Source organism: Klebsiella sp. 28, assembly GCF_018223905.1.
GTDB lineage: Bacteria > Pseudomonadota > Gammaproteobacteria > Enterobacterales > Enterobacteriaceae > Klebsiella > Klebsiella pneumoniae.
Window position 1 is genome coordinate 1 of the sequence record NZ_JAGRQY010000107.1, and the last position, 25,090, is coordinate 25,090.

The 25,090-nt window shown below is 58.8% G+C and carries 18 protein-coding genes and 1 pseudogene; 17 read left to right on the forward strand and 2 right to left on the reverse strand.

Annotated elements, in window-relative coordinates; all coding sequences use genetic code 11:
* Positions 1 to 89: 89 nt before the first annotated feature.
* Positions 90 to 1,854 (reverse strand): annotated as a pseudogene (ycaO, locus tag KHQ28_RS18510) (30S ribosomal protein S12 methylthiotransferase accessory factor YcaO).
* Between the two features lie 115 nt (positions 1,855 to 1,969).
* Between ycaO and KHQ28_RS18515 the strand changes: the two are divergent.
* From KHQ28_RS18515 to KHQ28_RS18575, 13 genes are all read left to right on the forward strand, one after another.
* Positions 1,970 to 2,662 (forward strand): DUF421 domain-containing protein, encoded by a 693-nt coding sequence (locus tag KHQ28_RS18515; RefSeq protein WP_002898152.1) that lies wholly within the window; start codon positions 1,970 to 1,972, stop codon positions 2,660 to 2,662.
* A 188-nt stretch (positions 2,663 to 2,850) separates the two neighbouring features.
* Positions 2,851 to 3,939, forward strand: a complete 1,089-nt coding sequence (gene serC / locus KHQ28_RS18520) for a 3-phosphoserine/phosphohydroxythreonine transaminase (RefSeq protein WP_032419138.1) — start codon at positions 2,851 to 2,853, stop codon at positions 3,937 to 3,939.
* Between the two features lie 73 nt (positions 3,940 to 4,012).
* Positions 4,013 to 5,296 carry a 3-phosphoshikimate 1-carboxyvinyltransferase gene (aroA, locus tag KHQ28_RS18525; protein WP_002898157.1) on the forward strand — a complete coding sequence of 428 codons (1,284 nt, stop codon included), beginning with the start codon at positions 4,013 to 4,015 and terminating at the stop codon, positions 5,294 to 5,296.
* 174 nt (positions 5,297 to 5,470) lie between these two features.
* The gene (gene cmk, locus KHQ28_RS18530; protein WP_002898160.1) at positions 5,471 to 6,154 is read left to right on the forward strand and encodes a (d)CMP kinase; all 684 of its coding nucleotides are present in this window, start codon (positions 5,471 to 5,473) and stop codon (positions 6,152 to 6,154) included.
* A 133-nt stretch (positions 6,155 to 6,287) separates the two neighbouring features.
* Complete coding sequence (rpsA, locus tag KHQ28_RS18535) at positions 6,288 to 7,961, forward strand: 30S ribosomal protein S1 (protein WP_002898162.1); 1,674 nt, start codon at positions 6,288 to 6,290, stop codon at positions 7,959 to 7,961.
* 151 nt (positions 7,962 to 8,112) lie between these two features.
* Positions 8,113 to 8,400, forward strand: coding sequence for an integration host factor subunit beta (gene ihfB / locus KHQ28_RS18540; protein ID WP_002898165.1), 288 nt, complete (start codon positions 8,113 to 8,115; stop codon positions 8,398 to 8,400).
* Positions 8,401 to 8,605: 205 nt separating this feature from the next.
* A complete protein-coding gene (locus tag KHQ28_RS18545) occupies positions 8,606 to 10,870 on the forward strand; it encodes a ComEC family protein (protein ID WP_032439822.1) in 2,265 nt (754 codons plus the stop codon).
* A 36-nt stretch (positions 10,871 to 10,906) separates the two neighbouring features.
* Entirely contained in the window at positions 10,907 to 12,655 is a 1,749-nt protein-coding gene (gene msbA, locus KHQ28_RS18550; protein ID WP_002898170.1) for a lipid A ABC transporter ATP-binding protein/permease MsbA, read from the forward strand.
* Positions 12,652 to 13,632, forward strand: a complete 981-nt coding sequence (lpxK, locus tag KHQ28_RS18555) for a tetraacyldisaccharide 4'-kinase (RefSeq protein WP_016946992.1) — start codon at positions 12,652 to 12,654, stop codon at positions 13,630 to 13,632. The genes msbA and lpxK overlap by 4 nt, the downstream gene beginning before the upstream one ends.
* A gap of 54 nt (positions 13,633 to 13,686) precedes the next feature.
* Positions 13,687 to 14,916 (forward strand): winged helix-turn-helix domain-containing protein, encoded by a 1,230-nt coding sequence (locus tag KHQ28_RS18560; RefSeq protein ID WP_032419137.1) that lies wholly within the window; start codon positions 13,687 to 13,689, stop codon positions 14,914 to 14,916.
* A 63-nt stretch (positions 14,917 to 14,979) separates the two neighbouring features.
* Positions 14,980 to 15,162, forward strand: a complete 183-nt coding sequence (gene ycaR / locus KHQ28_RS18565; protein WP_002898177.1) for a protein YcaR — start codon at positions 14,980 to 14,982, stop codon at positions 15,160 to 15,162.
* Entirely contained in the window at positions 15,159 to 15,905 is a 747-nt protein-coding gene (gene kdsB / locus KHQ28_RS18570) for a 3-deoxy-manno-octulosonate cytidylyltransferase (protein ID WP_019704633.1), read from the forward strand. The genes ycaR and kdsB overlap by 4 nt, the downstream gene beginning before the upstream one ends.
* Before the next feature lie 137 nt (positions 15,906 to 16,042).
* On the forward strand, positions 16,043 to 16,936 hold the full coding sequence (locus tag KHQ28_RS18575) for a YcbJ family phosphotransferase (protein ID WP_004176684.1): 894 nt from the start codon (positions 16,043 to 16,045) through the stop codon (positions 16,934 to 16,936).
* Here the strand turns inward: KHQ28_RS18575 and elyC are convergent.
* On the reverse strand, positions 16,913 to 17,692 hold the full coding sequence (gene elyC / locus KHQ28_RS18580) for an envelope biogenesis factor ElyC (protein WP_004141786.1): 780 nt from the start codon (positions 17,690 to 17,692) through the stop codon (positions 16,913 to 16,915). The two genes, KHQ28_RS18575 and elyC, sit on opposite strands and share 24 nt — an antisense overlap.
* A 121-nt stretch (positions 17,693 to 17,813) precedes the next feature.
* Here elyC and cmoM point away from each other — a divergent pair, with 121 nt between their 5' ends.
* From cmoM to mukB, 4 genes are read left to right on the forward strand one after another with little or no spacing between them, the layout of a single operon-like run.
* Positions 17,814 to 18,614: a tRNA uridine 5-oxyacetic acid(34) methyltransferase CmoM gene (cmoM, locus tag KHQ28_RS18585; RefSeq protein ID WP_002898187.1), complete on the forward strand. Its 801-nt coding sequence runs from the start codon at positions 17,814 to 17,816 to the stop codon at positions 18,612 to 18,614.
* Positions 18,611 to 19,933 carry a chromosome partition protein MukF gene (gene mukF, locus KHQ28_RS18590; protein WP_002898189.1) on the forward strand — a complete coding sequence of 441 codons (1,323 nt, stop codon included), beginning with the start codon at positions 18,611 to 18,613 and terminating at the stop codon, positions 19,931 to 19,933. The genes cmoM and mukF overlap by 4 nt, the downstream gene beginning before the upstream one ends.
* The gene (gene mukE, locus KHQ28_RS18595) at positions 19,914 to 20,618 is read left to right on the forward strand and encodes a chromosome partition protein MukE (protein ID WP_004893172.1); all 705 of its coding nucleotides are present in this window, start codon (positions 19,914 to 19,916) and stop codon (positions 20,616 to 20,618) included. Before mukF ends, mukE begins: the two co-directional genes overlap by 20 nt.
* Positions 20,618 to 25,066: a chromosome partition protein MukB gene (mukB, locus tag KHQ28_RS18600; RefSeq protein WP_004176682.1), complete on the forward strand. Its 4,449-nt coding sequence runs from the start codon at positions 20,618 to 20,620 to the stop codon at positions 25,064 to 25,066. Before mukE ends, mukB begins: the two co-directional genes overlap by 1 nt.
* Positions 25,067 to 25,090 lie beyond the last annotated feature (24 nt).

Here is a 25,090-nt window from a genome sequence, read left to right on the forward strand (position 1 = left end):
CTACAAATTATAGGAGGCGCTTTCTCAGGGTTAAATAACGGAGCCGCTGAGGGCTCCGTTGTAAGCATGAACGATGGCGCAAGCTGGGCTTATTTTGCCCAAAACGCCGCTTTCGCCCGCTGCAGTTTTTCATAGGCTTTCAGCAGCGACTGATGGGCCGGGAAGGCCTGCAGATCGCTATCGACCGCCTGGAGACCATAGAACGGCGCTTCCCCGCTCAGCGCCGCGCTGGCGGCTTCGACCGCGTCGGCGCCGTACATACGGATGAAGGCGTTCAGGTACTGCAGCGGCTGACGCTCTTCTTCCTGGCTGAGCAGCAGCAGGGTTTGCAGACAGCGATAGTAGTTCGCGCGCTCCGCGCTGAAGACCGAAGCATTAAATTCCATGGTCCACTCGGTCCAGATCAGCGCCTGTTCCAGATCGCCGCCGGCCAGGGCCAGCATCGCTTTCAGCTCGCCGACGCGCAGGGTATACCAGCCGTTGTCTTTTCCGGTGGCGAGCCCCAGCAGTTCGCGAACGCGGGTGAAATCATCCAGACCTTCATCGTCCATCTGCTCGATCAGCGCCAGGTAATCTTCTTTATCCCACTCGCTGCCCGGCAGGGACAGAATGGTGTCCCGCAGATGAGCGCCCATGCTGTTGTTCGCCAGCCACAGGTCTTCCGCCGGGTATATGTCCGACATCCCCGGGACGATGATACGGCAGGCGTAAACGCCCAGGTGCTCGTAGTCGGCGATGTACACTTCTTTATCTTCGGCCTTGAAGATGGCCATCAGGGTGGCGAACTCTTCTTCGGTGGTACCGGAGAAGCTCCAGTCAACGAATGGATAGTCGGCGTCCTGCTTGAACATATCCCAGGAGATCAGGCCGCTGGAGTCGATAAAGTGGGTTTCGAGGTTCGCGTGCTCGGCGACCTCTTCGTCATCGAAGGTTGGCGGCGTGAAGACATCGAGGTCTTTCAGGCTGCGGCCCTGCAGCAGTTCGGTGACGGTTCGCTCCAGCGCCACGCCAAAGTCCGGGTGGGCGCCGAAGGAGGCGAAGCAGGTGCCGTTAGCCGGGTTAAACAGCACGACGCAGATAACCGGATATTTGCCGCCCAGCGAGCCATCATAGGCAAAGATCGGGAAACCTTCAGCTTCCAGTTTGGCGATCGACTCCACGACGCCCGGATAGCGCGCCATGACTTCCGCCGGGATCTCCGGCAGGCTGATGCTTTCAGCGATGATGCGGTTTTTAATGTGACGTTCAAAGACCTCTGACAGACCTTGTACCCGCGCTTCGTTGCGGGTGTTACCGGCGGACATGCCGTTGGAGACGTACAGGTTGCCGACAATATTCATCGGAATATAGACGGTTTCGCCGTCGGACTGGCGGGCGGGTAAAAGGCAGACCGCACACGCCGCGCTCATCGTTACCCGACTGCAGATCCACCAGCATACTGGCCGTTAACTGATCGTCAGGATCGTAGAACGCGCGCAGGCGGGCATCCAGCAGACCTTCCGGGACTTCATCATCCTCAGTCAGCGGGAACCACTTTTCGTTCGGGTAGTGAACAAACGGGCCGTTAGCGATAGTGTCGCCTAACCAGAAGTCGGCGAAGAAATAGTTAGTGGACAGACGTTCGAAATATTCGCCCAGCGCGGAGGCCAGGGCTGCCTTTTTGGTGGCGCCTTTACCATTGGTAAAGCACAGCGCGCACGCTTTATCGCGAATGTGAACGGACCACACGTGCGGCACCGGGTTCAGCCACGAGGCCTCTTCGATATCAAATCCGAGGTCGAGCAATTTCTGCTGGAAGCGAGCGATGGAATCTTCCAGGGCGGCATCTTTGCCGGGAATAAACGTTTGGGTCATGGCGATCACTTTTGTCGTACGGAAAGCGCGCAATGATACGGCTTTTATCTGACAGGTGCTATCTCCATCATCTGGCTATGCTTAGAGGCATCTTTAATACACAGGGAGATGGAAAATGAAAGCCTTTGACTGGCAGCGGATGGCGCTCGATAAAGTACCGGTGGAATTCCTGGCGGAGGTGGCGTTGCGCAGCCTCTATACCTTCGTTCTGGTCTTTATTTTCCTCAAGATTACCGGACGGCGCGGCGTGCGGCAGATGTCGCTGTTCGAGGTGCTGATTATTTTGACCCTCGGCTCGGCGGCGGGTGACGTGGCGTTTTATGACGATGTGCCGCTGCTGCCGGTGCTGGTGGTCTTCGTTACGCTGGCGCTACTGTATCGCGGCATTATGTGGCTGATGGGGCATAGCGAAAAGCTGGAGGATCTACTGGAGGGGAAACCTATCGTAGTGGTGGAAGAGGGACAGTTGGCCTGGGAGAAGCTGCATGCGGAAAACATGACCGAATTCGAATTTTTTATGGAGCTGCGGGTCAACAGCGTCGAGCAGCTTGGCCAGGTCCGGCTGGCAATCCTCGAAACCAACGGGCAGATCAGCGTGTTTTATTATCCCGATGAAGAGGTGAGGGCCGGATTATCGATCCTTCCAGCGCATTGTACCACACGCTATACCACCATTCCGCAAGAGGGGATCTATGCCTGCGTGCGCTGCAGCATCGTAATGGCGATGCAGGCGGGAGAAAAACGAATATGTCCGCGCTGCGCAAATGCAGAATGGTCGAAGGCCAGCCGGGCGAAACGGCTTACCTGACAGCAAATATGTCGGTTTTATTACGTCAAGCCGATAGATTCTGTTGTGTGACGGCGGCCGCGTTTTACCGTCGGCGAGTTTTAGCCATTGCGGACCGTGTCACTGAATGATAAAACCGATAGCCACAGGAATAACTTATGCCCGCGGCGGTTCGCGGGCAAAACAACATAGCAACGTGGTGAGGGGAAATGGCTCAGGTCTATAACTTCAGTTCGGGCCCGGCAATGCTGCCGGCGGAAGTACTCAAACTGGCGCAGCAGGAACTGTGCGACTGGCACGGTCTGGGGACGTCGGTCATGGAGATCAGTCACCGTGGTAAGGAGTTTATCCAGGTGGCAGAAGAGGCAGAACAGGACTTCCGCGCTCTGCTGAACATCCCTTCCAACTATAAAGTTTTATTCTGCCACGGCGGCGGCCGCGGCCAGTTCGTCGGGATCCCGCTGAACATCCTCGGCGATAAAAAGGTCGCTGACTATGTGGACGCCGGCTACTGGGCGGCCAGCGCGGTCAAAGAGGCGAAGAAATACTGCACGCCGAACGTTATCGACGCGAAAATCACCGTCGACGGCAAGCGCGCTGTGAAGCCGATGAGCGAGTGGCAGCTGACCCCGGGAGCGGCCTATCTGCACTACTGCCCGAACGAAACCATTGATGGTATCGCGATTGATGAGACGCCGAACTTCGGCGACGACGTCATCGTGACCGCCGATTTCTCCTCCACCATTCTTTCCCGCGAAATTGACGTCAACCGCTTCGGCGTAATCTACGCCGGCGCGCAGAAGAATATCGGTCCGGCTGGGCTGACGCTGGTCATCGTGCGTGAAGATCTGCTGGGCAAAGCCAGCGTGGCCTGCCCATCAATTCTTGACTACACCGTGTTAAGCGAGAATGACTCGATGTTTAACACACCGCCGACGTTCGCATGGTATCTGGCTGGACTGGTGTTTAAGTGGCTGAAACAGCAGGGCGGGGTTGCCGCGATGGATAAAATCAACCAGCAGAAAGCCGAACTGCTCTACGGCGTGATCGATAACAGCGGCTTCTATCGTAACGATGTGGCGCAGGCCAACCGTTCGCGTATGAACGTACCGTTCCAGCTGGCGGACAGCGCCCTGGACAAACTGTTCCTCGAAGAGTCGTTTGCTGCCGGGCTGCACGCGCTGAAGGGCCACCGGGTGGTGGGCGGCATGCGTGCTTCCATCTACAACGCCATGCCGCTGGACGGCGTGAAGGCGTTAACCGACTTTATGCTGGACTTCGAACGCCGCCACGGTTAATCGCCTGTTTCTTTCTTCCTCCCCGCGGCCTGTCTGCGGGGTTTTTATTCTGTTTGTTTGAGAGTGAAGTTTGATGGAATCCCTGACGTTACAACCCATCGCACGCGTAGAGGGCACCGTGAACCTGCCAGGTTCGAAAAGCGTCTCCAACCGCGCGCTGCTGCTGGCTGCCCTGGCCCGCGGCACGACGGTGCTGACCAACCTGCTGGACAGCGACGATGTGCGCCATATGCTGAATGCCCTGAGTGCGCTGGGGGTTCAATATACCCTGTCTGCCGACCGCACCCGCTGCGAAGTGACCGGCAACGGCGGCCCGTTGCGCTCTGCCGCGGCGCTGGAGCTGTTCCTTGGCAACGCCGGTACCGCGATGCGTCCGCTGGCGGCGGCTCTGTGCCTTGGCAGCAACGATATCGTGCTGACCGGCGAACCGCGGATGAAAGAGCGTCCGATCGGCCATCTGGTGGATGCCCTGCGTCAGGGCGGCGCTCAGATCGACTATCTGGAGCAGGAAAATTATCCACCGCTGCGCCTGCGCGGCGGTTTTCAGGGCGGCAACGTCGAGGTTGACGGCAGCGTCTCCAGCCAGTTCCTGACCGCGCTGCTGATGACCGCGCCGCTGGCGCCGCAGGATACCGTCATCGTCATTAAGGGCGATCTGGTGTCGAAACCCTATATCGACATTACGCTGCACCTGATGAAAACCTTCGGCGTTGAGGTGGACAATCAGTCTTATCAGCGATTTGTGGTGCGCGGCAAGCAGCAGTATCAGTCGCCGGGAGATTACCTGGTGGAAGGCGATGCTTCCTCGGCCTCGTATTTCCTCGCCGCTGGCGCCATTAAGGGCGGCACGGTAAAAGTCACCGGTATCGGCCGCAACAGCGTACAGGGCGACATCCGTTTCGCCGACGTACTGGAGAAAATGGGCGCCACCGTCACCTGGGGCGACGATTTCATCGCCTGCACCCACGGCGAGCTCAAGGCGGTCGATATGGATATGAACCATATCCCGGACGCCGCGATGACCATCGCCACCGCCGCGCTGTTCGCGCAAGGGACCACTACCCTGCGCAATATCTACAACTGGCGGGTCAAGGAGACGGACCGTCTGTTCGCCATGGCGACCGAGCTGCGTAAAGTGGGCGCCGAGGTGGAAGAGGGGGAAGATTATATCCGCATCACCCCGCCGGCAAAGTTGAAGTACGCAGAAATCGGCACCTATAACGACCACCGGATGGCGATGTGCTTCTCGCTGGTAGCGCTGTCTGATACGCCGGTGACCATCCTTGATCCCAAATGTACGGCCAAAACGTTCCCTGACTACTTTGAGCAGCTGGCGCGGATCAGTACCCTCGCCTGAGTAAAACTTTGTCATCCCGCGGGCTGATGTCCTGTCAGCCCGCTATAATTGCGCAAAACTTCTGCTTTTCATTTCCTGTAGTCCGTAATTTACAAGCAATGCTCACTTTCCGGCGTATTGATGCGTATAATGCGCGGCGTTTATATTCCATGCGCCTTGCTGAAGGAGAAAAAGATGACGGCGAATATTCCGGTAATCACCATTGATGGGCCTGGCGGTGCGGGTAAAGGTACGTTGTGCAAGGCAATGGCGGAAGCGCTGGGCTGGCATCTGTTAGATTCAGGCGCGATCTACCGCGTTCTGGCGCTGGCGGCGCTGCATCATCATGTCGACGTGGAGTCCGAAGAGGCGCTGGTGCCCCTGGCTGCCCATCTTGACGTGCGTTTTATTTCTACTGACGGCAACCTGGAAGTGGTGCTGGAAGGGGAAGATGTCAGTAGCGAAATTCGCACTCAGGAGGTTGCGAACGCGGCCTCGAAAGTGGCGGCTTTTCCGCGCGTTCGCGAAGCGCTGCTGCGCCGCCAGCGCGCCTTCCGCGAACTGCCGGGGCTTATCGCCGACGGTCGCGATATGGGAACGGTAGTTTTCCCGGACGCGCCGGTGAAAATTTTCCTCGATGCCTCGGCCGACGAGCGGGCACATCGCCGCATGCGGCAGTTGCAGGAAAAGGGCTTTGATGTTAACTTTGAACGTCTTTTGTCCGAGATAAAAGAGCGTGACGATCGCGACCGAAATCGCGCCGTGGCGCCGCTTGTCCCGGCTGCCGATGCATTAGTTCTCGATTCAACCGAACTAAACATTGAGCAAGTGATTGAAAAAGCGCTACAATATGCGCGCGAAAAATTGGCCGTTGCGTAGGCCTTAACCGGTAACGCGCCGAAGCCTCCGAATTATAGCAGTACCCCGCGGCAATGGATGGTCAGCGGGTATGTGAAACAACCCCATCCGGCACGGAGCCAGGTGGACGTTAATATTAACCTGAAGATTAAACATGACTGAATCTTTTGCTCAACTGTTTGAAGAATCCTTAAAAGAAATCGAAACCCGCCCGGGTTCCATCGTTCGTGGTGTTGTTGTTGCTATCGACAAAGACGTAGTACTGGTTGACGCCGGTCTGAAATCTGAGTCCGCCATCCCGGCTGAGCAGTTCAAAAACGCCCAGGGCGAGCTGGAAATCCAGGTTGGTGACGAAGTTGACGTTGCTCTGGATGCAGTAGAAGACGGCTTCGGTGAAACTCTGCTGTCCCGTGAGAAAGCTAAACGTCACGAAGCTTGGATCACGCTGGAAAAAGCTTACGAAGACGCTGAAACTGTTACCGGTGTTATCAACGGCAAAGTTAAAGGTGGCTTCACTGTTGAGCTGAACGGTATTCGTGCGTTCCTGCCGGGTTCCCTGGTAGACGTTCGTCCGGTGCGCGACACGCTGCACCTGGAAGGCAAAGAGCTTGAGTTCAAAGTCATCAAGCTGGACCAGAAGCGTAACAACGTTGTTGTTTCTCGTCGTGCCGTTATCGAATCCGAAAACAGCGCAGAGCGCGATCAGCTGCTGGAAAACCTGCAGGAAGGCATGGAAGTCAAAGGTATCGTTAAGAACCTCACTGACTACGGTGCATTCGTTGATCTGGGCGGCGTTGACGGCCTGCTGCACATCACCGATATGGCCTGGAAACGCGTTAAGCATCCGAGCGAAATCGTAAACGTTGGCGACGAAATCACTGTTAAAGTGCTGAAGTTCGACCGCGAGCGTACCCGTGTATCCCTGGGCCTGAAACAGCTGGGCGAAGATCCGTGGGTAGCTATCGCTAAACGTTATCCGGAAGGTACCAAACTGACCGGTCGCGTGACCAACCTGACCGACTACGGCTGCTTCGTTGAAATCGAAGAGGGCGTTGAAGGCCTGGTTCACGTTTCCGAAATGGATTGGACCAACAAAAACATCCACCCGTCCAAAGTTGTTAACGTTGGCGACGTTGTGGAAGTAATGGTTCTGGATATCGACGAAGAGCGTCGTCGTATCTCCCTGGGTCTGAAGCAGTGCAAATCTAACCCATGGCAGCAGTTCGCGGAAACCCACAACAAGGGCGACCGTGTTGAAGGTAAAATCAAGTCTATCACTGACTTCGGTATCTTCATCGGCCTGGACGGCGGCATCGACGGCCTGGTTCACCTGTCTGACATCTCCTGGAACGTTGCAGGCGAAGAAGCAGTTCGTGAATACAAAAAAGGCGACGAAATCGCAGCAGTTGTTCTGCAGGTTGACGCAGAGCGTGAGCGTATCTCCCTGGGCGTTAAACAGCTCGCGGAAGATCCGTTCAACAACTACGTTGCTCTGAACAAGAAAGGCGCTATCGTTGTTGGTAAAGTGACTGCAGTTGACGCTAAAGGCGCAACCGTAGAACTGGCTGACGGCGTAGAAGGTTACCTGCGTGCTTCTGAAGCATCCCGTGACCGCGTTGAAGACGCAACTCTGGTTCTGAGCGTTGGCGACGAAGTTGAAGCGAAATTCACCGGCGTGGATCGTAAGAACCGCGTAGTGAGCCTGTCTGTACGTGCGAAAGACGAAGCGGAAGAAAAAGACGCTATCGCTACCGTGAACAAGCAGGAAGACGCGAACTTCTCCAACAACGCTATGGCTGAAGCGTTCAAAGCAGCGAAAGGTGAGTAATCTTTGTCATTCAGGTAATAACAACCTGAATAGCGACGAGTTTACTTGACAGATTGCAGGATTCGTCCTGTAATCAAGCACAAAGGGCGGCTACGGCCGCCCTTGTTTAAGCTGTTAGCTAATTTTTGCCTTGAAGGAAACCGGAGGAATAATGACCAAGTCAGAATTGATTGAAAGACTTGCCAGCCAGCAATCTCACATTCCGGCGAAAGCGGTGGAAGATGCTGTTAAAGAAATGCTGGAACATATGGCCTCAACGCTTGCTCAAGGTGAGCGCATTGAAATCCGCGGTTTCGGCAGCTTTTCTCTGCACTATCGAGCACCTCGCACCGGACGTAACCCGAAAACTGGTGATAAAGTCGAACTGGAAGGTAAGTACGTTCCGCACTTTAAGCCCGGGAAAGAATTACGTGACCGCGCCAATATTTATGAAGGGTGAGTTGCACGACGTGCAGCCTGCCTGACGATAAAGAAAGCACCTTCGGGTGCTTTTTTTGTGCCCGCCATTTACGGCCATCCTCACAAAAAAAGCGTGCCCGGCTGCAAGCGAGGCGATTGTCTGGAATGCGCCGCGCAAGCCTGAATTCGCCTCCAGGACGCCAGCACCGCTTTGCGTAACACTGTCCACTCACAGGGAGGTGTTTATGCGTCTACCATGGCTTGCCGGATGCGCCATCATTGCAATGCTGCCGCTTCTCTGGCTACCCGTCTTGCCGGGCCCGTACAGTCTGGCGGGCGCGAGCGCACTGGCGCTGGCGCTGATTCGTCTGCATGGAAGGGCCGTCGCCGGAGTGGCGATGACGCTTCTGCTGGTGGTCTGGGGAGTATTGAGCGCGCATCAGGCGCTGTGGCCGACCCGGCACCTTACCGGCGCCATCCGGCAAGCGGAAGTGATCCTTAGCGAGACGGATGGCCAGACCTTGCACCGTGGACAGATGGTGCGCCTGCGGGGCCGCTATCTGTTTCCCCCGGTAGGCGTAACGCTGTACGGGGAACTTGCACCTGCGCCAGCCTGTGCGGGTCAACACTGGCTGATGACGCTGCGCCTGCGCCCGGTGCACGGGCAGCTCAATGACGGGGGCTTCGACAGCCAGCGCTATGCGCTGGCGCAGCACCGGCCGCTGAGCGGAGGGATCGTCGCCGCTTCCGCGCTGGATGCCCGCTGCAGTCTGCGCGCCCGCTATCTGGCGTCGCTGACCCGGCGACTGCAGACTTATCCCTGGCGCGCGGTGATGTTGGGATTAGGAATGGGGGAGCGGCTGTCTCTGCCGACGGAGATAAAGGTCCTGATGCAGAACACGGGCACTTCCCATCTGATGGCTATCTCGGGTTTGCATATCGCTCTCGCGGCTTCTCTTATCATGCTGTTGCTGCGCGGCGTGCAGTATATTCTCCCGGGCCGCTGGATTGGCTGGCGGTTGCCGCTGCTGGCCGGGCTGGCCGGCGCCGTCGGCTATGCCTGGCTGACCGGTATGCAGCCGCCGGCCCTGCGCACTTGCTTAGGGCTTGCGGTCTGTTGTGCTTTACGTTTGTCGGGTCAACGCTGGACGGCGTGGCAGGTGTGGCTCTGCTGTCTGGGAGCGATACTGGTTGCCGACCCGCTGGCGGTCCTGTCGCAAAGCCTGTGGCTATCTGCCTTCGCCGTGGCGGGGCTGATCTTCTGGTTCCAGTGGCTCCCGTTGCCTGCCGGCCGCTGGCGCTGGCCGTGGAAGACCATAATTGCTCTTGTTCATTTGCAGGCTGGCGTGACGCTGCTGCTGCTGCCGCTGCAGTTGTTGCTATTCCATGGAGTCAGCCTGACGTCGATGGCGGCTAATTTGCTGGCGGTACCGTTAGTCACCCTGTTGGCGGTGCCGCTTATTCTGACCGCGATGCTGGTGCATCTATCGGGGCCGGAGATAGTGGAGTCGCTGCTCTGGCTGGCGGCCGATCGCGTGCTGGCCGTATTGTTCTGGGGATTAAGACGTTTACCGGACGGCTGGTTGACGCTGGATGCTCGCTGGCTGTGGATCAGTATCCTGCCGTGGCTGTTGGTGATGGGCTGGCGTTTTCAGAGCTGGCGGCATTCACCGGCGCTGTGTCTCAGCGTGCTGTTTTTACTGACGCGGCCATTCAGCCGACAACCGCCTGCGGACGAATGGCGGGTGACGATGCTGGATGTCGGACAGGGGCTGGCTATGGTGATCGAGCGTCACGGTAAGGCATTGCTTTACGATACCGGGCCGGCTTGGCCGCAGGGTGATAGCGGTCAACAGGTGATTATCCCGTGGTTGCGCTGGCACCATCTGCAGCTGCAAGGGATTATGCTGAGCCATGAACATCTGGATCATCGCGGCGGCCTTGATTCAGTGCTGCAGGCATGGCCGCAGGCCTGGGTGCGCAGCCCGTTAGGCTGGGCGCATCATCTGCCGTGTCATCGCGGTGAGCGCTGGCAATGGCAGGGACTCAACTTCCAGGCCCTGTGGCCGCTACCGGGCAGCACGGCAAAGGGTAACAATCATACCTGTGTGGTGCGGATCGATGATGGTCGCTCCAGCATCCTGCTCACCGGCGATATAGAGCGTCAGGCGGAGCAGGCGATGATCAGCCGTTACTGGCGGCATCTGACGTCTACACTTATTCAGGTTCCCCACCACGGCAGCAATACCTCCTCCAGCGCGCTGCTGGTCCGCCGGGTGGATGGCGCGGCCGCGCTGGCCTCCGCTTCGCGCTACAATGCGTGGCGGATGCCCTCGTACAAGGTGGTTCAGCGCTACCGCCAGCGGGGTTATCGCTGGTTCGCCACGCCGCAGCATGGGCAGATAACGGTGGTTTTTTCCGCAGAAGGGTGGCAAATCCATAGCTTACGGGATCAAGTTTTACCGCGTTGGTATCATCAGTGGTTTGGCGCGCCCGCCGATAACGGGTAGAATATGCGGCTATTTCAACACAAGCTGGTTTATTGAATGCAGAACGATAAAGATCTCTCCACGTGGCAGACCTTCCGCCGACTTTGGCCGATTATCGCGCCGTTTAAAGCCGGGCTAATCGTAGCGGCGGTGGCGTTGGTGCTTAACGCGGGCAGTGACACCTTCATGTTATCGCTTCTTAAACCGTTATTGGATGATGGTTTTGGTAAAACGGATCGCTCAGTGCTGCTATGGATGCCGCTGGTGGTTATCGGCCTGATGGTGCTGCGTGGGATCACCAGCTACATCTCGAGCTATTGTATTTCCTGGGTTTCCGGCAAAGTGGTGATGACCATGCGTCGTCGCCTGTTCGGCCACATGATGGGTATGCCGGTGGCCTTCTTTGACAAGCAGTCTACCGGAACGCTGCTGTCACGCATCACCTATGATTCTGAGCAGGTCGCCTCCTCCTCTTCCAGCGCGCTGATCACCGTGGTCCGCGAAGGGGCATCGATTATCGGTCTGTTCGTGATGATGTTCTATTACAGCTGGCAGCTGTCGCTGATCCTGATCGTACTGGCGCCGATTGTGTCGGTGGCGATCCGCGTGGTCTCCAAGCGTTTTCGCAATATCAGTAAGAATATGCAGAACACGATGGGGCAGGTCACCACCAGCGCCGAGCAGATGCTGAAAGGGCACAAAGAGGTGCTGATGTTTGGCGGCCAGGAAGTGGAAACCAAACGTTTTGATAAAGTCAGCAATAAAATGCGTCTGCAGGGGATGAAGATGGTTTCCGCCTCGTCTATCTCCGACCCGATCATTCAGCTTATCGCCTCCCTGGCGCTGGCCTTTGTCCTGTATGCCGCCAGCTTCCCGAGCGTGATGGACACCCTGACCGCCGGGACCATTACCGTGGTCTTCTCCTCGATGATTGCGCTGATGCGTCCGCTGAAGTCGCTGACCAACGTCAATGCCCAGTTCCAGCGCGGGATGGCGGCGTGCCAGACGCTGTTTGCGATCCTCGATTCCGAGCAGGAAAAAGACGAAGGTACGCGGGTCATTGAGCGGGCGAAAGGCAATCTCAAGTTCGAGAACGTCACCTTTACCTACCCGGGTCGCGAAGTGGCCGCGCTGCGCAATATCAATCTCGATATCCCGGAAGGGAAAACCGTGGCGCTGGTGGGGCGCTCAGGGTCGGGTAAATCGACCATTGCCAGCCTGATCACCCGCTTCTACGATGTCGACGAGGGGCAGATCCTGCTGGATGGCCACGACCTGCGCGAGTACAAGCTGAGCTCGCTGCGCGACCAGGTGGCGCTGGTTTCACAAAACGTGCATCTGTTCAACGATACCGTCGCCAACAATATCGCCTATGCCCGTACCGAAGAGTACAGCCGCGAGCAGATTGAAGAGGCCGCGCGCATGGCCTACGCCATGGATTTCATCAACAAGATGGATAATGGTCTGGATACCATCATCGGCGAGAATGGCGTGATGCTGTCCGGCGGCCAGCGCCAGCGTATTGCTATTGCCCGCGCGCTGCTGCGTAACAGCCCGATCCTGATCCTCGATGAAGCCACCTCGGCGCTGGATACCGAGTCCGAGCGTGCCATTCAGGCGGCGCTGGATGAGCTGCAGAAAAACCGTACCTCGCTGGTTATTGCTCACCGTCTGTCGACCATTGAGCAGGCTGATGAAATCGTGGTGGTTGAAGACGGGCGGATCGTGGAGCGCGGAACGCACCATGATCTGCTGGAGCATAAGGGCGTGTACGCCCAGCTGCATAAGATGCAATTCGGCGAATGATCGCGCGCATCTGGTCCGGGGAATCGCCGCTGTGGCGCCTGCTGCTGCCGCTCTCCTGGCTGTATGGCCTGGTGAGCGGGGTGATTCGCCTCAGCTATCAGCTGGGGTGGCAAAAAGCCTGGCGCGCGCCGGTGCCGGTGGTGGTGGTTGGTAACCTGACCGCCGGCGGCAATGGCAAAACGCCGGTGGTGATCTGGCTGGTGGAGCAGCTGCAGCAGCGCGGTATTCGCGTTGGCGTCGTGTCTCGCGGCTACGGCGGTAAAGCTGAACGCTATCCGCTGGTGTTGGACGACAGAACCAGTACGGCGCTGGCGGGTGATGAACCGGTGTTGATCCATCAGCGTACCGGTGCCCCGGTCGCTGTCGCTCCGCTACGCAGCGACGCGGTAAAAGCATTGCTCAGCGCGCACGATCTGCAGATGATTGTGACCGACGACGGGTTGCAGCACTATAAGCTCGCGCGGGACAGAGAAATTGTCGTTATTGACGGCGTGCGCCGCTTTGGCAACGGCTGGTGGCTGCCTGCCGGGCCGATGCGCGAGCGGGCGTCGCGCTTGCAAAGCGTTGATGCGGTTATCGTTAACGGCGGCGTGGCGCGTCCGGGTGAGATCCCGATGCGGCTGCGCCCAGGGATGGCGGTTAACCTGCTTACCGGCGAACGTCGCGATGTCTCCACCTTTACGAACGTGGTGGCGATGGCCGGCATCGGCCATCCGCCGCGCTTCTTCGCCACCCTCGAAAGCTGCGGCGTCCAGCCGGTCAAAACCGTGGCGCTGGCGGACCATCAGGCGCTGAGCCAGGATGATGTCGCCGCCCTGGTGACCGCCGATCAGACGCTGCTGATGACCGAGAAAGATGCCGTGAAATGTCGCGATTTCGCCGCTGCAAACTGGTGGTATTTACCGGTCGACGCCATAATGGCCGATGAACGCGCACAGCGGTTGCTTGCGGACTTAGCGACGTTGGCGCAACGTTAACTGACGCGCCGGCTTTGCTCGCCGCTGTGCTGGAATTCCTGACGGAGAACCTGCATGTCGGTATTGCAACTATCGCTTAACGAGGCGCGCCAGCTCCATCTCGCGGCGCAGGGGTTGTTAAAGAAGCCCCGACGTCGCGCTCGCCCGAAAGACATTCTTTCCACCATCCAGCAGATGTCGCTGCTGCAAATCGATACCATCAACGTGGTGGCCCGCAGCCCCTACCTGGTGCTGTTCAGCCGTCTTGGCAGCTATCCGCAGCACTGGCTGGATGAGTCGCTGCGCAACGGCGAGCTAATGGAATACTGGGCGCATGAAGCCTGCTTTCTGCCGCGCAGCGATTTCGCCCTGGTGCGCCATCGCATGTTGAATCCCGACAATATGGGCTGGAAATACCATCGCGCGTGGATGGAGGAGCATGCCGGGAGTATTGCCGAGCTGGTGGCACATATCGGGCAAAACGGCCCGGTTCGCTCGGCGGATTTTACCCACCCGCGCAAAGGCGCCAGCGGCTGGTGGGAGTGGAAACCGCATAAGCGCCACCTGGAAGGGCTGTTTACCGCCGGCGAAGTGATGGTGGTGGAGCGGCGCAATTTTCACCGCGTGTATGATCTAACCCGGCGGGTGATGCCGGACTGGGACGACGAGCGCGACGCGCTCTCCCGCGAAGACGCAGAGGCCATTATGTTGCGCAATAGCGCCCGTAGCCTCGGCATCTTCCGCGCCCAGTGGCTGGCCGATTACTATCGCTTGCGCCAGCCGGCGCTACCGGGTCTGCTGGCGGCCTGGCAGGAAGAGGGGCTGGTGGTGCCGGTTAACGTGGAAGCACTGGGCGAGATGTGGCTGCATCACGAGGCGCTGGCGCAGCTGGAGACCGCGCCCGGCGGTAAGCTGACCGCCAGCCATAGCGCCGTGCTCTCGCCCTTCGACCCGGTGGTCTGGGATCGGAAACGCGCTGAGCAGCTGTTCAACTTCAGCTATCGCCTGGAGTGTTATACCCCGGCGCCGAAGCGTCAGTATGGCTACTTCGTACTGCCTCTGCTGCACCAGGGAAAACTGGTCGGGCGGATGGACAGTAAAATACATCGCAAAAGCCGGGAACTGGAGATCTTCGCTCTGTGGCTGGAGGAGGGGGTGAAGATCACCCGTGGTCTGGAGCAGGGGCTGCGCCGGGCGATTAACGACTTCGCACGCTGGCAATCGGCAGAGCGGATCCTGTGCCGACGCCTGCCGGAAGGGCTGTTTGTCGGCCAGGAGCAGGGGTGGGAAATCGACGCCGATTGATCCCGGCGCCTGCCTTCCTGTGATATGCTGCTGAGAAATCTATCCGGTCCATCAGGAGGAAACATGGATCACCGTTTACTTGAAATCATCGCCTGCCCGGTCTGTAACGGCAAGCTGTATTACAGTCAGGATAAGCAAGAACTTATTTGCAAACTTGATAGCCTGGCGTTTCCGCTGCGCGACGGTATCCCGGTGCTGCTGGAGACAGAGGCGCGTCCGCTGGCGCTAGAAGAGAGTCACTCATGAGTTTCGTGGTCATTATTCCTGCGCGTTTCGCCTCCACGCGCCTGCCGGGAAAACCACTGCAGGACATTAATGGTAAGCCGATGATTGTCCATGTGCTGGAGCGCGCTCGCGAATCCGGCGCGGATCGCATTATTGTCGCCACCGATCACGAAGATGTCGCCCGGGCGGTTGAAGCCGCCGGCGGCGAGGTCTGTATGACCCGCGCCGACCATCAGTCCGGCACCGAACGGCTGGCGGAAGTGGTGGAAAAGTGTGCGTTCAGCGATGACACCATTATCGTCAATATTCAGGGCGATGAGCCGATGATCCCCCCGGCGATTGTCCGCCAGGTGGCGGACAATCTGGCTGCCAGCAGCAGCGGAATGGCGACGCTGGCGGTACCGATCCATGATGCGGAAGAGGCGTTTAATCCGAATGCGGTCAAAGTGGTGATGGATGCCGAGGGTTACGCGCTCTATTTCTCCCGCGCGACTATTCCCTGGGATCGCGATCGCTTTGCCCAAACCCGCGAGACCATCGGTGACTCCCTGCTGCGGCACATCGGCATCTATGGCTATCGCGCCGGCTTTATCCGCCGCTATGTCAGCTGGGCGCCGAGCCCGCTGGAGCAGATTGAAATGCTCGAGCAGCTGCGAGTGCTGTGGTATGGCGAGAAAATCCATGTCGCCGTAGCGGCGGAAGTGCCCGGCACCGGCGTGGATACCCCGGAAGATCTGGAGCGCGTCCGCGCTGAGCTGCGTTAGTCCTCTGTCCCCTCCTTGCTGGAGGGGATATCCCCGTCGGTTTTTTGCTTTTTTTACCCCTTTTTGATCTTATCCGATGACAACCCAGGTGCGGGCGCTCATTATGAAACCAGTAGTGTTCATAGGGGTAATCGACAATGGAACAGTTGCGAACCGAACTCAGTCATCTTCTTGGCGAAAAGCTAAGCCGGGTGGAGTGTGTCAGTGAACAAGCCGCTACGGCGCTGTGGTTCCTGTACGATGCGCAGGGAAACCCGATGCCGCTGCTGGCGCGAAGTTTCACCACGCCCGGCGTGGCGCGGCAGCTGGCATGGAAGATCTCGACCCTGGCGCGTAATGGTACGGTGCGTATGCCGGTGGTTTATGGCGTCATGACGCACGAAGAACATCCCGGACCAGATGTGCTGCTGCTTGAGCGCCTGCGCGGCGTACCGGTGGAGGCGCCGACGCGCACCCCGGCGCGCTGGGAGCAACTGCAGGAGCAAATCGTCGAGGGGCTGCTGGCGTGGCATCGGCAGGACAGTGGCGGCTGCGTGGGAATGGTCGACAATACCCAGGAAAACCTGTGGCCGAACTGGTACCGCCAGCGGGTAGAGATATTGTGGAGCACCCTGAACCTGTATCAGGACACCGGTCTCACCATGCAGGATAAGCGCCTTTTGTTCCGCTCCCGCGAGTGCCTTCCGGAGCTATTCCGCGATTTCAATGATAATGCTGTGCTGGTGCATGGCAACTTCACTCTGCGCAGCATGCTAAAAGATCCGCGCAGCGATCAGCTGCTGGCGATGGTGGGGCCGGGGATGATGCTGTGGGCGCCACGCGAGTATGAACTGTTCCGCCTTGCTGAAGGCGGCCAGGCGGAACAGCTGCTGTGGCGCTACCTGCAGCAGGCGCCAGTTTCCGAGGCCTTTGTCTGGCGGCGCTGGCTTTATCTGCTGTGGGATGAGGTGGATAGTCTGGTCAACACCGGGCGCTTTGATCGCGCCCGTTTTGACCTCGCTGCAAAATCACTCCTGCCCTGGCTCGCCTGAGCTGCCTTTCAGCCATTGCCAGACGCGACCAAGGGTTTCATAGCCGACCCGGTCGCTGTGCATCAGCCATACTGGAGAAGGAATGGCCCGCTCCCACGGATTGAGCGGCGAGGTCACCGCCAGCTGATTGGCCGGCGCGGGAAGCGGATCCAGGCCGGCATGGCGAAAGAATATCATCGCCCGCGGAAGGTGTGACGCCGAGGTGACCAGCAGGAAGGGCGCGTCGCCGATGGCGCGCTTCACCGCCAGCGCTTCCTCTTCTGTATCTTTCGGCCGATCGAGCACAATGATATCGCTGCGAGGTACGCCAAGGCTCTCCGCCACTCTCGCCCCGGCTTCCGCCGTGCTGACGGGGTTCGTTTTCGCCGCCGCGCCGGTAAAGATCATTTTCGAACCGGGATTCGCCTGCCACAGGCGGATGCCCTCCGTCAGGCGCGGCAGGCTGTTATTGATAAGATTAGAGCTTGGCGCCCACTCCGGATTCCAGGTATAGCCGCCGCCCAGCACCACCACGTAGTTCACCGGCTGCTCGCCGCGCCAGGTGGGGTAGGTATCTTCAATCGGTTTCAGCAGGCTGTCGGCCACGGGCTGCAGGCTCAGCAGCGTCAGCAGCAGCCAGCCGAGGCTCACGCATAGCTTCCCGGTACGCTGAAAGCGGCTGAACCATAACAGCGCGATCCCGATACCGATCAGCAACAGTAAGGCGGGTAGCGGCAACAGCAGGCCGCCGACGATCTTTTTTAGCGTGAAAAGCATGCCAGATGGTTCCTTTTTTAACCATATAACCAAAGTTATGTTCGGATCTTATAACAGATCGCTTCATTCTCGGCGCGGGTATGACAAAATAGCGGTTTTGTGTTGGCTTGTGGAGTCACTCGTGCAGGATCGCAATTTCGATGACATTGCTGAAAAGTTTTCGCGCAATATTTACGGCACCACAAAAGGCCAGTTGCGTCAGGCGATCCTCTGGCAGGATCTGGAACCGCTGTTGGCGCAGCTGGGGCCGGGACCGCTGAGGGTGCTGGATGCCGGCGGCGGCGAAGGGCAAACGGCCATCAAAGTCGCGCAACTGGGCCATCACGTGACGCTCTGCGATCTCTCCGCTGAGATGGTGGCTCGCGCCCGCCAGGCGGCCGCCGATAAAGGTGTGATCGACAACATGCATTTTGTACAATGCGCGGCTCAGGATATTGCGCAGCATTTGGAAAGCCCGGTCGATCTGGTACTGTTTCATGCGGTGCTGGAGTGGGTGGCGGAGCCCCAGGAAATACTGCATACCCTGTGGTCGACGCTGCGTGCTGGCGGTGGACTGTCATTGATGTTCTACAATGCTAACGGCCTGTTGATGCACAATATGGTTGCCGGTAATTTTGATTACGTTCAACTGGGCATGCCAAAAAAGAAAAAACGCACGCTGTCGCCGGATTATCCGCGTGAACCACAGCAGGTTTATCACTGGCTGGAAGAGATTGGCTGGCAGATCGTCAGCAAAACCGGCGTGCGGGTGTTTCATGATTATCTGCGTGAAAAACGCCAACAGCATGACAGCTATGCGGCGCTGCTGGCGCTGGAGACGCGCTACTGTCGTCAGGAGCCGTATCTCAGCCTGGGCCGTTATATTCATGTCACCGCGCTTAAGAGCCAGGCTCATAGCCGCAGATGCAAGGATAAAGTATGAGTGAATTTTCCCAGACAGTCCCCGAACTGGTTGCCTGGGCCAGAAAAAATGATTTTTCAATCTCGCTACCGGTCGACAGACTCTCTTTCCTGCTGGCGATCGCCACTCTGAATGGTGAACGACTGGAAGGGGAAATGAGCGAGGGTGAACTGGTGGATGCGTTCCGCCACGTCAGTGATGCGTTTGAGCAGACCAGCGAAACCATCAGCCAGCGCGCCAATAACGCGATCAACGATTTGGTGCGCCAGCGTCTGCTGAACCGCTTTACCAGCGAAATTACCGAAGGCAATGCGATCTATCGCCTGACGCCGTTGGGGATTGGGATCACCGATTATTATATCCGTCAGCGCGAATTCTCGACGCTGCGTCTCTCGATGCAGCTGTCGATCGTCGCCGGCGAGCTGAAGCGCGCGGCGGACGCCGCGGAAGAGGGCGGTGATGAATTCCACTGGCATCGCAACGTTTTTGCGCCGCTGAAGTATTCCGTAGCGGAAATTTTCGACAGCATCGACCTGACGCAGCGCATTATGGATGAGCAGCAGCAGCTGGTGAAAGACGATATCGCGCAGTTGTTGAATAAAGACTGGCGCGCGGCGATTTCCAGCTGTGAACTGCTGCTGTCGGAAACCTCCGGCACCCTGCGCGAACTGCAGGATACGCTGGATGCGGCAGGGGATAAGCTGCAGGCGAACCTGCTGCGCATTCAGGACTCGACCATGGCGCGCGACGATCTCCATTTTGTCGATCGGCTGGTGTTCGATCTGCAAAGCAAGCTCGACCGCATCGTCAGCTGGGGTCAGCAGGCGATTGACCTGTGGATCGGCTACGACCGCCATGTGCACAAGTTTATCCGTACCGCTATCGATATGGATAAGAACCGCGTCTTCGCCCAGCGTCTGCGCCAGTCGGTACAGACCTATTTTGATGAACCGTGGGCGCTAACTTACGCCAACGCCGACCGCCTGCTGGATATGCGCGATGAAGAGATGGCCCTGCGCGATGAAGAGGTCACCGGCGAGCTGCCGGCGGACCTCGAATTTGAAGAGTTTAACGAAATTCGCGAGCAGCTGGCGGCGCTGATCGAAGCGCAGCTGGCGGTCTATAAAGAGAAAGGAATACCGCTGGATCTCGGCCTGGTGGCGCGGGAGTTCCTGGCGCAGTATCCGCGCGGGCGTCACTTCGACGTGGCGCGGATCGTCGTGGATCAGGCGGTACAGCTGGGCGTCGCCCAGGCAGATTTCACCGGACTGCCGGCAAAATGGCAGCCGATTAATGATTACGGAGCCAAGGTACAGGCGCATGTCATTGACAAATATTGAACAAGTGATGCCGGTTAAGCTGGCGCAGGCGTTGGCCAATCCGTTATTTCCGGCGCTGGACAGCGCCCTGCGCGCGGGCCGTCATATCGGTCTCGACGAGCTGGATAATCACGCATTTTTGATGGATTTTCAGGATTACCTGGAAGAGTTTTACGCTCGCTATAACGTCGAGCTGATCCGCGCGCCGGAGGGATTCTTCTACCTGCGCCCGCGGTCCACCACGCTGATTTCGCGCTCGGTACTGTCCGAGCTGGATATGATGGTGGGCAAAATTCTTTGCTATCTCTATCTCAGCCCGGAGCGCCTGGCGAACGAAGGGATTTTTACCCAGCAGGAGCTCTATGACGAGCTGCTGACCCTGGCCGATGAATCCAGGCTGCTGAAGCTGGTGAACAACCGTTCCACCGGTTCGGATCTGGACCGCCAGAAGCTGCAGGAAAAAATGCGGGCCTCGCTTAACCGCTTACGCCGTCTGGGGATGGTGTGGTTTATGGGCCACGATAGCAGCAAGTTTCGCATTACCGAATCGGTATTCCGCTTTGGCGCCGATGTGCGCGCCGGCGACGACCCGCGCGAAGCGCAGCGCCGTCTGATCCGCGACGGGGAAGCGATGGCCCTGGAAAATCACCTGCAGCTCAATGATGAGAATGAAGAACACCAGCCGGATAGCGGGGAGGAAGAGTAATGATTGAACGCGGTAAGTTTCGCTCGCTAACGCTGGTTAACTGGAACGGCTTCTTTGCCCGGACCTTTGATCTTGATGAACTGGTGACCACCCTCTCCGGGGGGAACGGCGCGGGTAAGTCCACGACCATGGCGGCCTTCGTCACGGCGCTGATCCCGGATTTAACCCTGCTGCACTTCCGTAACACCACCGAAGCGGGGGCCACCAGCGGCTCACGCGATAAAGGCCTGCACGGTAAGCTGCGCGCCGGGGTGTGTTACTCGGTACTCGATGTGATCAACTCCCGCCACCAGCGCGTGGTGGTCGGCGTGCGCCTGCAGCAGGTCGCCGGGCGCGATCGTAAAGTCGATATTAAACCTTTCGCCATTCAGGGACTGCCGACCTCTATCCTGCCGACCCAGCTGTTGACCGAAACGCTGAACGATCGCCAGGCGCGCGTCGTGAGCCTCAACGAGCTGAAAGATAAACTCGAGGCGATGGAAGGGGTCCAGTTTAAACAGTTCAACTCGATCACCGAATATCACTCGCTAATGTTCGATCTGGGCGTGGTGGCGCGTCGCCTGCGTTCCGCCTCCGATCGTAGCAAGTACTACCGCCTGATTGAGGCCTCGCTGTACGGCGGGATCTCCAGCACCATTACCCGCTCGCTGCGCGACTACCTGCTGCCGGAAAACAGCGGCGTGCGTAAAGCGTTCCAGGATATGGAAGCGGCGCTGCGGGAAAACCGCATGACGCTGGAAGCCATTCGCGTTACCCAGTCCGACCGCGATCTGTTTAAACACCTGATCAGCGAAGCCACCAACTACGTGGCGGCGGACTATATGCGTCACGCCAACGAGAGGCGCATTCACCTGGATAAGGCGCTGGAGTATCGCCGCGATCTCTTCACCTCGCGTTCGCAGCTGGCGGCTGAGCAGTATAAGCACGTCGACATGGCGCGCGAACTGCAGGAGCATAACGGCGCGGAGGGCGATCTGGAAGCCGATTACCAGGCCGCCAGCGATCACCTGAACCTGGTGCAGACTGCGCTGCGTCAGCAGGAAAAAATCGAGCGCTACGAAGCGGATCTCGACGAGCTGCAGATCCGTCTGGAAGAGCAGAATGAAGTGGTGGCGGAAGCCGTCGATCGTCAGGAAGAGAACGAAGCCCGCGCTGAGGCCGCCGAGCTGGAAGTGGATGAGCTGAAAAGCCAGCTCGCCGACTATCAGCAGGCGCTCGATGTGCAGCAGACCCGCGCCATTCAGTATAACCAGGCGCTGCAGGCGCTGGAGCGCGCGAAGGCGCTGTGCCATCTGCCGGATCTGACCCCGGAGAGCGCCGACGAGTGGCTGGAAACCTTCCAGGCGAAAGAGCAGGAAGCGACGGAGAAAATGCTGTCGCTGGAACAGAAAATGAGCGTGGCGCAAACCGCGCACAGCCAGTTTGAACAGGCTTACCAGTTGGTGGCGGCGATTAACGGCCCGCTGGCGCGCAATGAAGCCTGGGACGTGGCGCGCGAATTGCTGCGCGACGGCGTGAACCAGCGCCACCAGGCCGAGCAGGCGCAGGGGCTGCGCAGCCGCCTCAACGAGCTTGAACAGCGCCTGCGAGAGCAGCAGGACGCTGAGCGTCAGCTGGCCGAGTTCTGCAAACGCCAGGGTAAACGCTACGATATCGACGATCTGGAAACGCTGCATCAGGAGCTGGAAGCGCGCATCGCGTCGCTGGCCGACAGCGTCTCCAATGCTCAGGAGCAGCGCATGGCGCTGCGTCAGGAGCTGGAGCAACTGCAGTCGCGTACCCAGACGCTGATGCGCCGGGCGCCGGTCTGGCTGGCGGCGCAGAACAGCCTTAACCAGCTGTGCGAGCAAAGCGGCGAGCAGTTTGCGTCCGGCCAGGAGGTCACCGAATACCTGCAGCAGCTGCTGGAGCGTGAACGAGAGGCTATCGTTGAACGTGACGAGGTCGGCGCCCGCAAGCGCGCCATCGACGAAGAAATCGAGCGTCTCAGCCAGCCGGGCGGTTCGGAAGATCCGCGCCTCAACGCCCTGGCGGAACGGTTCGGCGGCGTTCTGCTGTCCGAGATCTACGATGATGTTAGCCTGGACGATGCGCCGTACTTCTCCGCGCTGTACGGTCCGTCGCGCCATGCGATCGTGGTACCGGATCTGTCGCGGGTAGCCGAGCAGCTTGAGGGACTGGAAGATTGCCCGGAAGACCTGTATCTGATCGAAGGCGATCCGCAATCCTTTGACGACAGCGTATTCAGCGTCGACGAGCTGGAAAAAGCGGTGGTGGTGAAGATTGCCGATCGCCAGTGGCGTTATTCGCGCTTCCCGTCGCTGCCGCTGTTTGGCCGCGCGGCACGTGAAAACCGCATTGAAACCCTGCATGCCGAGCGTGAATCGCTGTCAGAACGTTTTGCGACCCTGTCGTTCGATGTGCAGAAAACCCAGCGCCTGCACCAGGCCTTCAGCCGCTTTATCGGCAGCCATCTGGCGGTGGCTTTCGAGGACGATCCGGAAGAAGAGATCCGCAAACTCAACAGCCGCCGCGGCGAGCTGGAGCGTGCGCTGAGCGCCCATGAAAGCGATAACCAACAGAACCGTGTGCAGTACGAGCAGGCGAAAGAGGGCGTGTCGGCGCTCAACCGCCTGCTGCCGCGCCTGAACCTGCTGGCGGATGATACGCTGGCCGACCGCGTGGACGAGATCCAGGAACGTCTGGACGAAGCGCAGGAGGCCGCGCGCTTTATTCAGCAGCACGGTAACCAGCTGGCGAAGCTGGAGCCTATTGTTTCGGTGCTGCAGAGCGATCCGGAGCAGTTTGAGCAGCTGAAAGAAGATTACGCCTATGCCCAGCAAACCCAGCGCGATGCGCGTCAGCAGGCTTTTGCCCTGGCGGAAGTTGTGCAGCGCAGGGCCCACTTCAGCTACTCCGATTCGGCGGAAATGCTCAGCGGCAACAGCGATCTCAACGAGAAGCTGCGCCAGCGTCTGGAGCAGGCGGAGTCCGAACGCAGCCGCGCGCGCGACGCGATGCGTGCCCATGCGGCGCAGCTTAGTCAGTACAATCAGGTGCTGGCCTCGCTGAAGAGCTCGTATGACACCAAGAAAGAGCTGCTCAACGATCTGTATAAAGAGTTGCAGGACATTGGCGTGCGCGCCGACGCCGGCGCGGAAGAGCGTGCTCGCGCGCGTCGCGATGAGCTGCACATGCAGCTGAGCAATAACCGCTCCCGACGCAATCAGCTGGAGAAAGCGTTGACCTTCTGCGAAGCGGAAATGGACAACCTGACCCGTAAACTGCGCAAGCTGGAGCGCGATTACTGCGAAATGCGCGAGCAGGTGGTGACCGCCAAGGCGGGCTGGTGCGCGGTGATGCGTCTGGTGAAAGATAACGGCGTCGAACGTCGTCTGCATCGCCGCGAGCTGGCCTATCTCTCCGCCGATGAGCTGCGCTCAATGTCGGATAAGGCGCTGGGGGCGCTGCGTCTGGCGGTCGCCGATAACGAACACCTGCGTGACGTGCTGCGTATCTCGGAAGATCCGAAACGTCCGGAGCGCAAAATTCAGTTCTTCGTTGCCGTGTACCAGCATCTGCGGGAGCGTATTCGTCAGGATATTATTCGCACCGATGATCCGGTGGAAGCGATCGAGCAGATGGAGATCGAGCTCAGCCGCCTGACCGAAGAGCTGACCAACCGTGAACAGAAGCTGGCGATCAGTTCCCGCAGCGTGGCCAACATTATTCGCAAAACCATTCAGCGCGAGCAGAACCGTATCCGGATGCTCAACCAGGGTCTGCAGAGTGTCTCCTTCGGCCAGGTCAACAGCGTGCGTCTGAACGTCAATGTGCGTGAGACCCACTCGATGCTGCTCGACGTGCTCTCCGAGCAGCATGAGCAGCACCAGGATCTGTTTAACAGCAATCGTCTGACCTTCTCTGAGGCGCTGGCCAAGCTCTATCAGCGTCTCAACCCACAGATCGACATGGGGCAGCGTACGCCGCAAACCATCGGTGAAGAGCTGCTCGACTACCGCAACTATCTGGAGATGGAAGTGGAAGTTAACCGCGGCTCCGACGGCTGGCTGCGCGCGGAGTCCGGCGCGCTGTCTACCGGGGAAGCTATCGGTACCGGGATGTCGATTCTGGTGATGGTGGTGCAGAGTTGGGAAGATGAATCCCGTCGCCTGCGCGGCAAGGATATCTCGCCTTGCCGTCTGCTGTTCCTCGATGAAGCGGCGCGTCTCGACGCCCGCTCCATCGCCACCCTGTTCGAGCTGTGCGAACGTCTGGAGATGCAGCTGATTATCGCAGCGCCGGAGAACATCAGTCCGGAAAAAGGCACTACCTATAAACTGGTGCGTAAGGTGTTCAATAATCACGAACATGTGCACGTCGTGGGGCTGCGCGGGTTTGCTGCGCCGCTGCCGGAAGCGCTGCCGGGAACGGCCGACGCCTCGTGACGATGCAGCTCACTACTGGCGGGT

What these genes read in the sequence shown, in the direction of transcription:
- KHQ28_RS18515 (WP_002898152.1), top strand. Translation starts at nt 1,970, where the DNA reads ATGAAAGCCTTTGACTGGCAGCGGATGGCGCTCGATAAAGTACCGGTG.
- serC (WP_032419138.1), top strand. Translation starts at nt 2,851, where the DNA reads ATGGCTCAGGTCTATAACTTCAGTTCGGGCCCGGCAATGCTGCCGGCG.
- aroA (WP_002898157.1), top strand. Translation starts at nt 4,013, where the DNA reads ATGGAATCCCTGACGTTACAACCCATCGCACGCGTAGAGGGCACCGTG.
- cmk (WP_002898160.1), top strand. Translation starts at nt 5,471, where the DNA reads ATGACGGCGAATATTCCGGTAATCACCATTGATGGGCCTGGCGGTGCG.
- rpsA (WP_002898162.1), top strand. Translation starts at nt 6,288, where the DNA reads ATGACTGAATCTTTTGCTCAACTGTTTGAAGAATCCTTAAAAGAAATC.
- ihfB (WP_002898165.1), top strand. Translation starts at nt 8,113, where the DNA reads ATGACCAAGTCAGAATTGATTGAAAGACTTGCCAGCCAGCAATCTCAC.
- KHQ28_RS18545 (WP_032439822.1), top strand. Translation starts at nt 8,606, where the DNA reads ATGCGTCTACCATGGCTTGCCGGATGCGCCATCATTGCAATGCTGCCG.
- msbA (WP_002898170.1), top strand. Translation starts at nt 10,907, where the DNA reads ATGCAGAACGATAAAGATCTCTCCACGTGGCAGACCTTCCGCCGACTT.
- lpxK (WP_016946992.1), top strand. Translation starts at nt 12,652, where the DNA reads ATGATCGCGCGCATCTGGTCCGGGGAATCGCCGCTGTGGCGCCTGCTG.
- KHQ28_RS18560 (WP_032419137.1), top strand. Translation starts at nt 13,687, where the DNA reads ATGTCGGTATTGCAACTATCGCTTAACGAGGCGCGCCAGCTCCATCTC.
- ycaR (WP_002898177.1), top strand. Translation starts at nt 14,980, where the DNA reads ATGGATCACCGTTTACTTGAAATCATCGCCTGCCCGGTCTGTAACGGC.
- kdsB (WP_019704633.1), top strand. Translation starts at nt 15,159, where the DNA reads ATGAGTTTCGTGGTCATTATTCCTGCGCGTTTCGCCTCCACGCGCCTG.
- KHQ28_RS18575 (WP_004176684.1), top strand. Translation starts at nt 16,043, where the DNA reads ATGGAACAGTTGCGAACCGAACTCAGTCATCTTCTTGGCGAAAAGCTA.
- elyC (WP_004141786.1), bottom strand. Translation starts at nt 17,692, where the DNA reads ATGCTTTTCACGCTAAAAAAGATCGTCGGCGGCCTGCTGTTGCCGCTA.
- mukF (WP_002898189.1), top strand. Translation starts at nt 18,611, where the DNA reads ATGAGTGAATTTTCCCAGACAGTCCCCGAACTGGTTGCCTGGGCCAGA.
- mukE (WP_004893172.1), top strand. Translation starts at nt 19,914, where the DNA reads ATGTCATTGACAAATATTGAACAAGTGATGCCGGTTAAGCTGGCGCAG.
- mukB (WP_004176682.1), top strand. Translation starts at nt 20,618, where the DNA reads ATGATTGAACGCGGTAAGTTTCGCTCGCTAACGCTGGTTAACTGGAAC.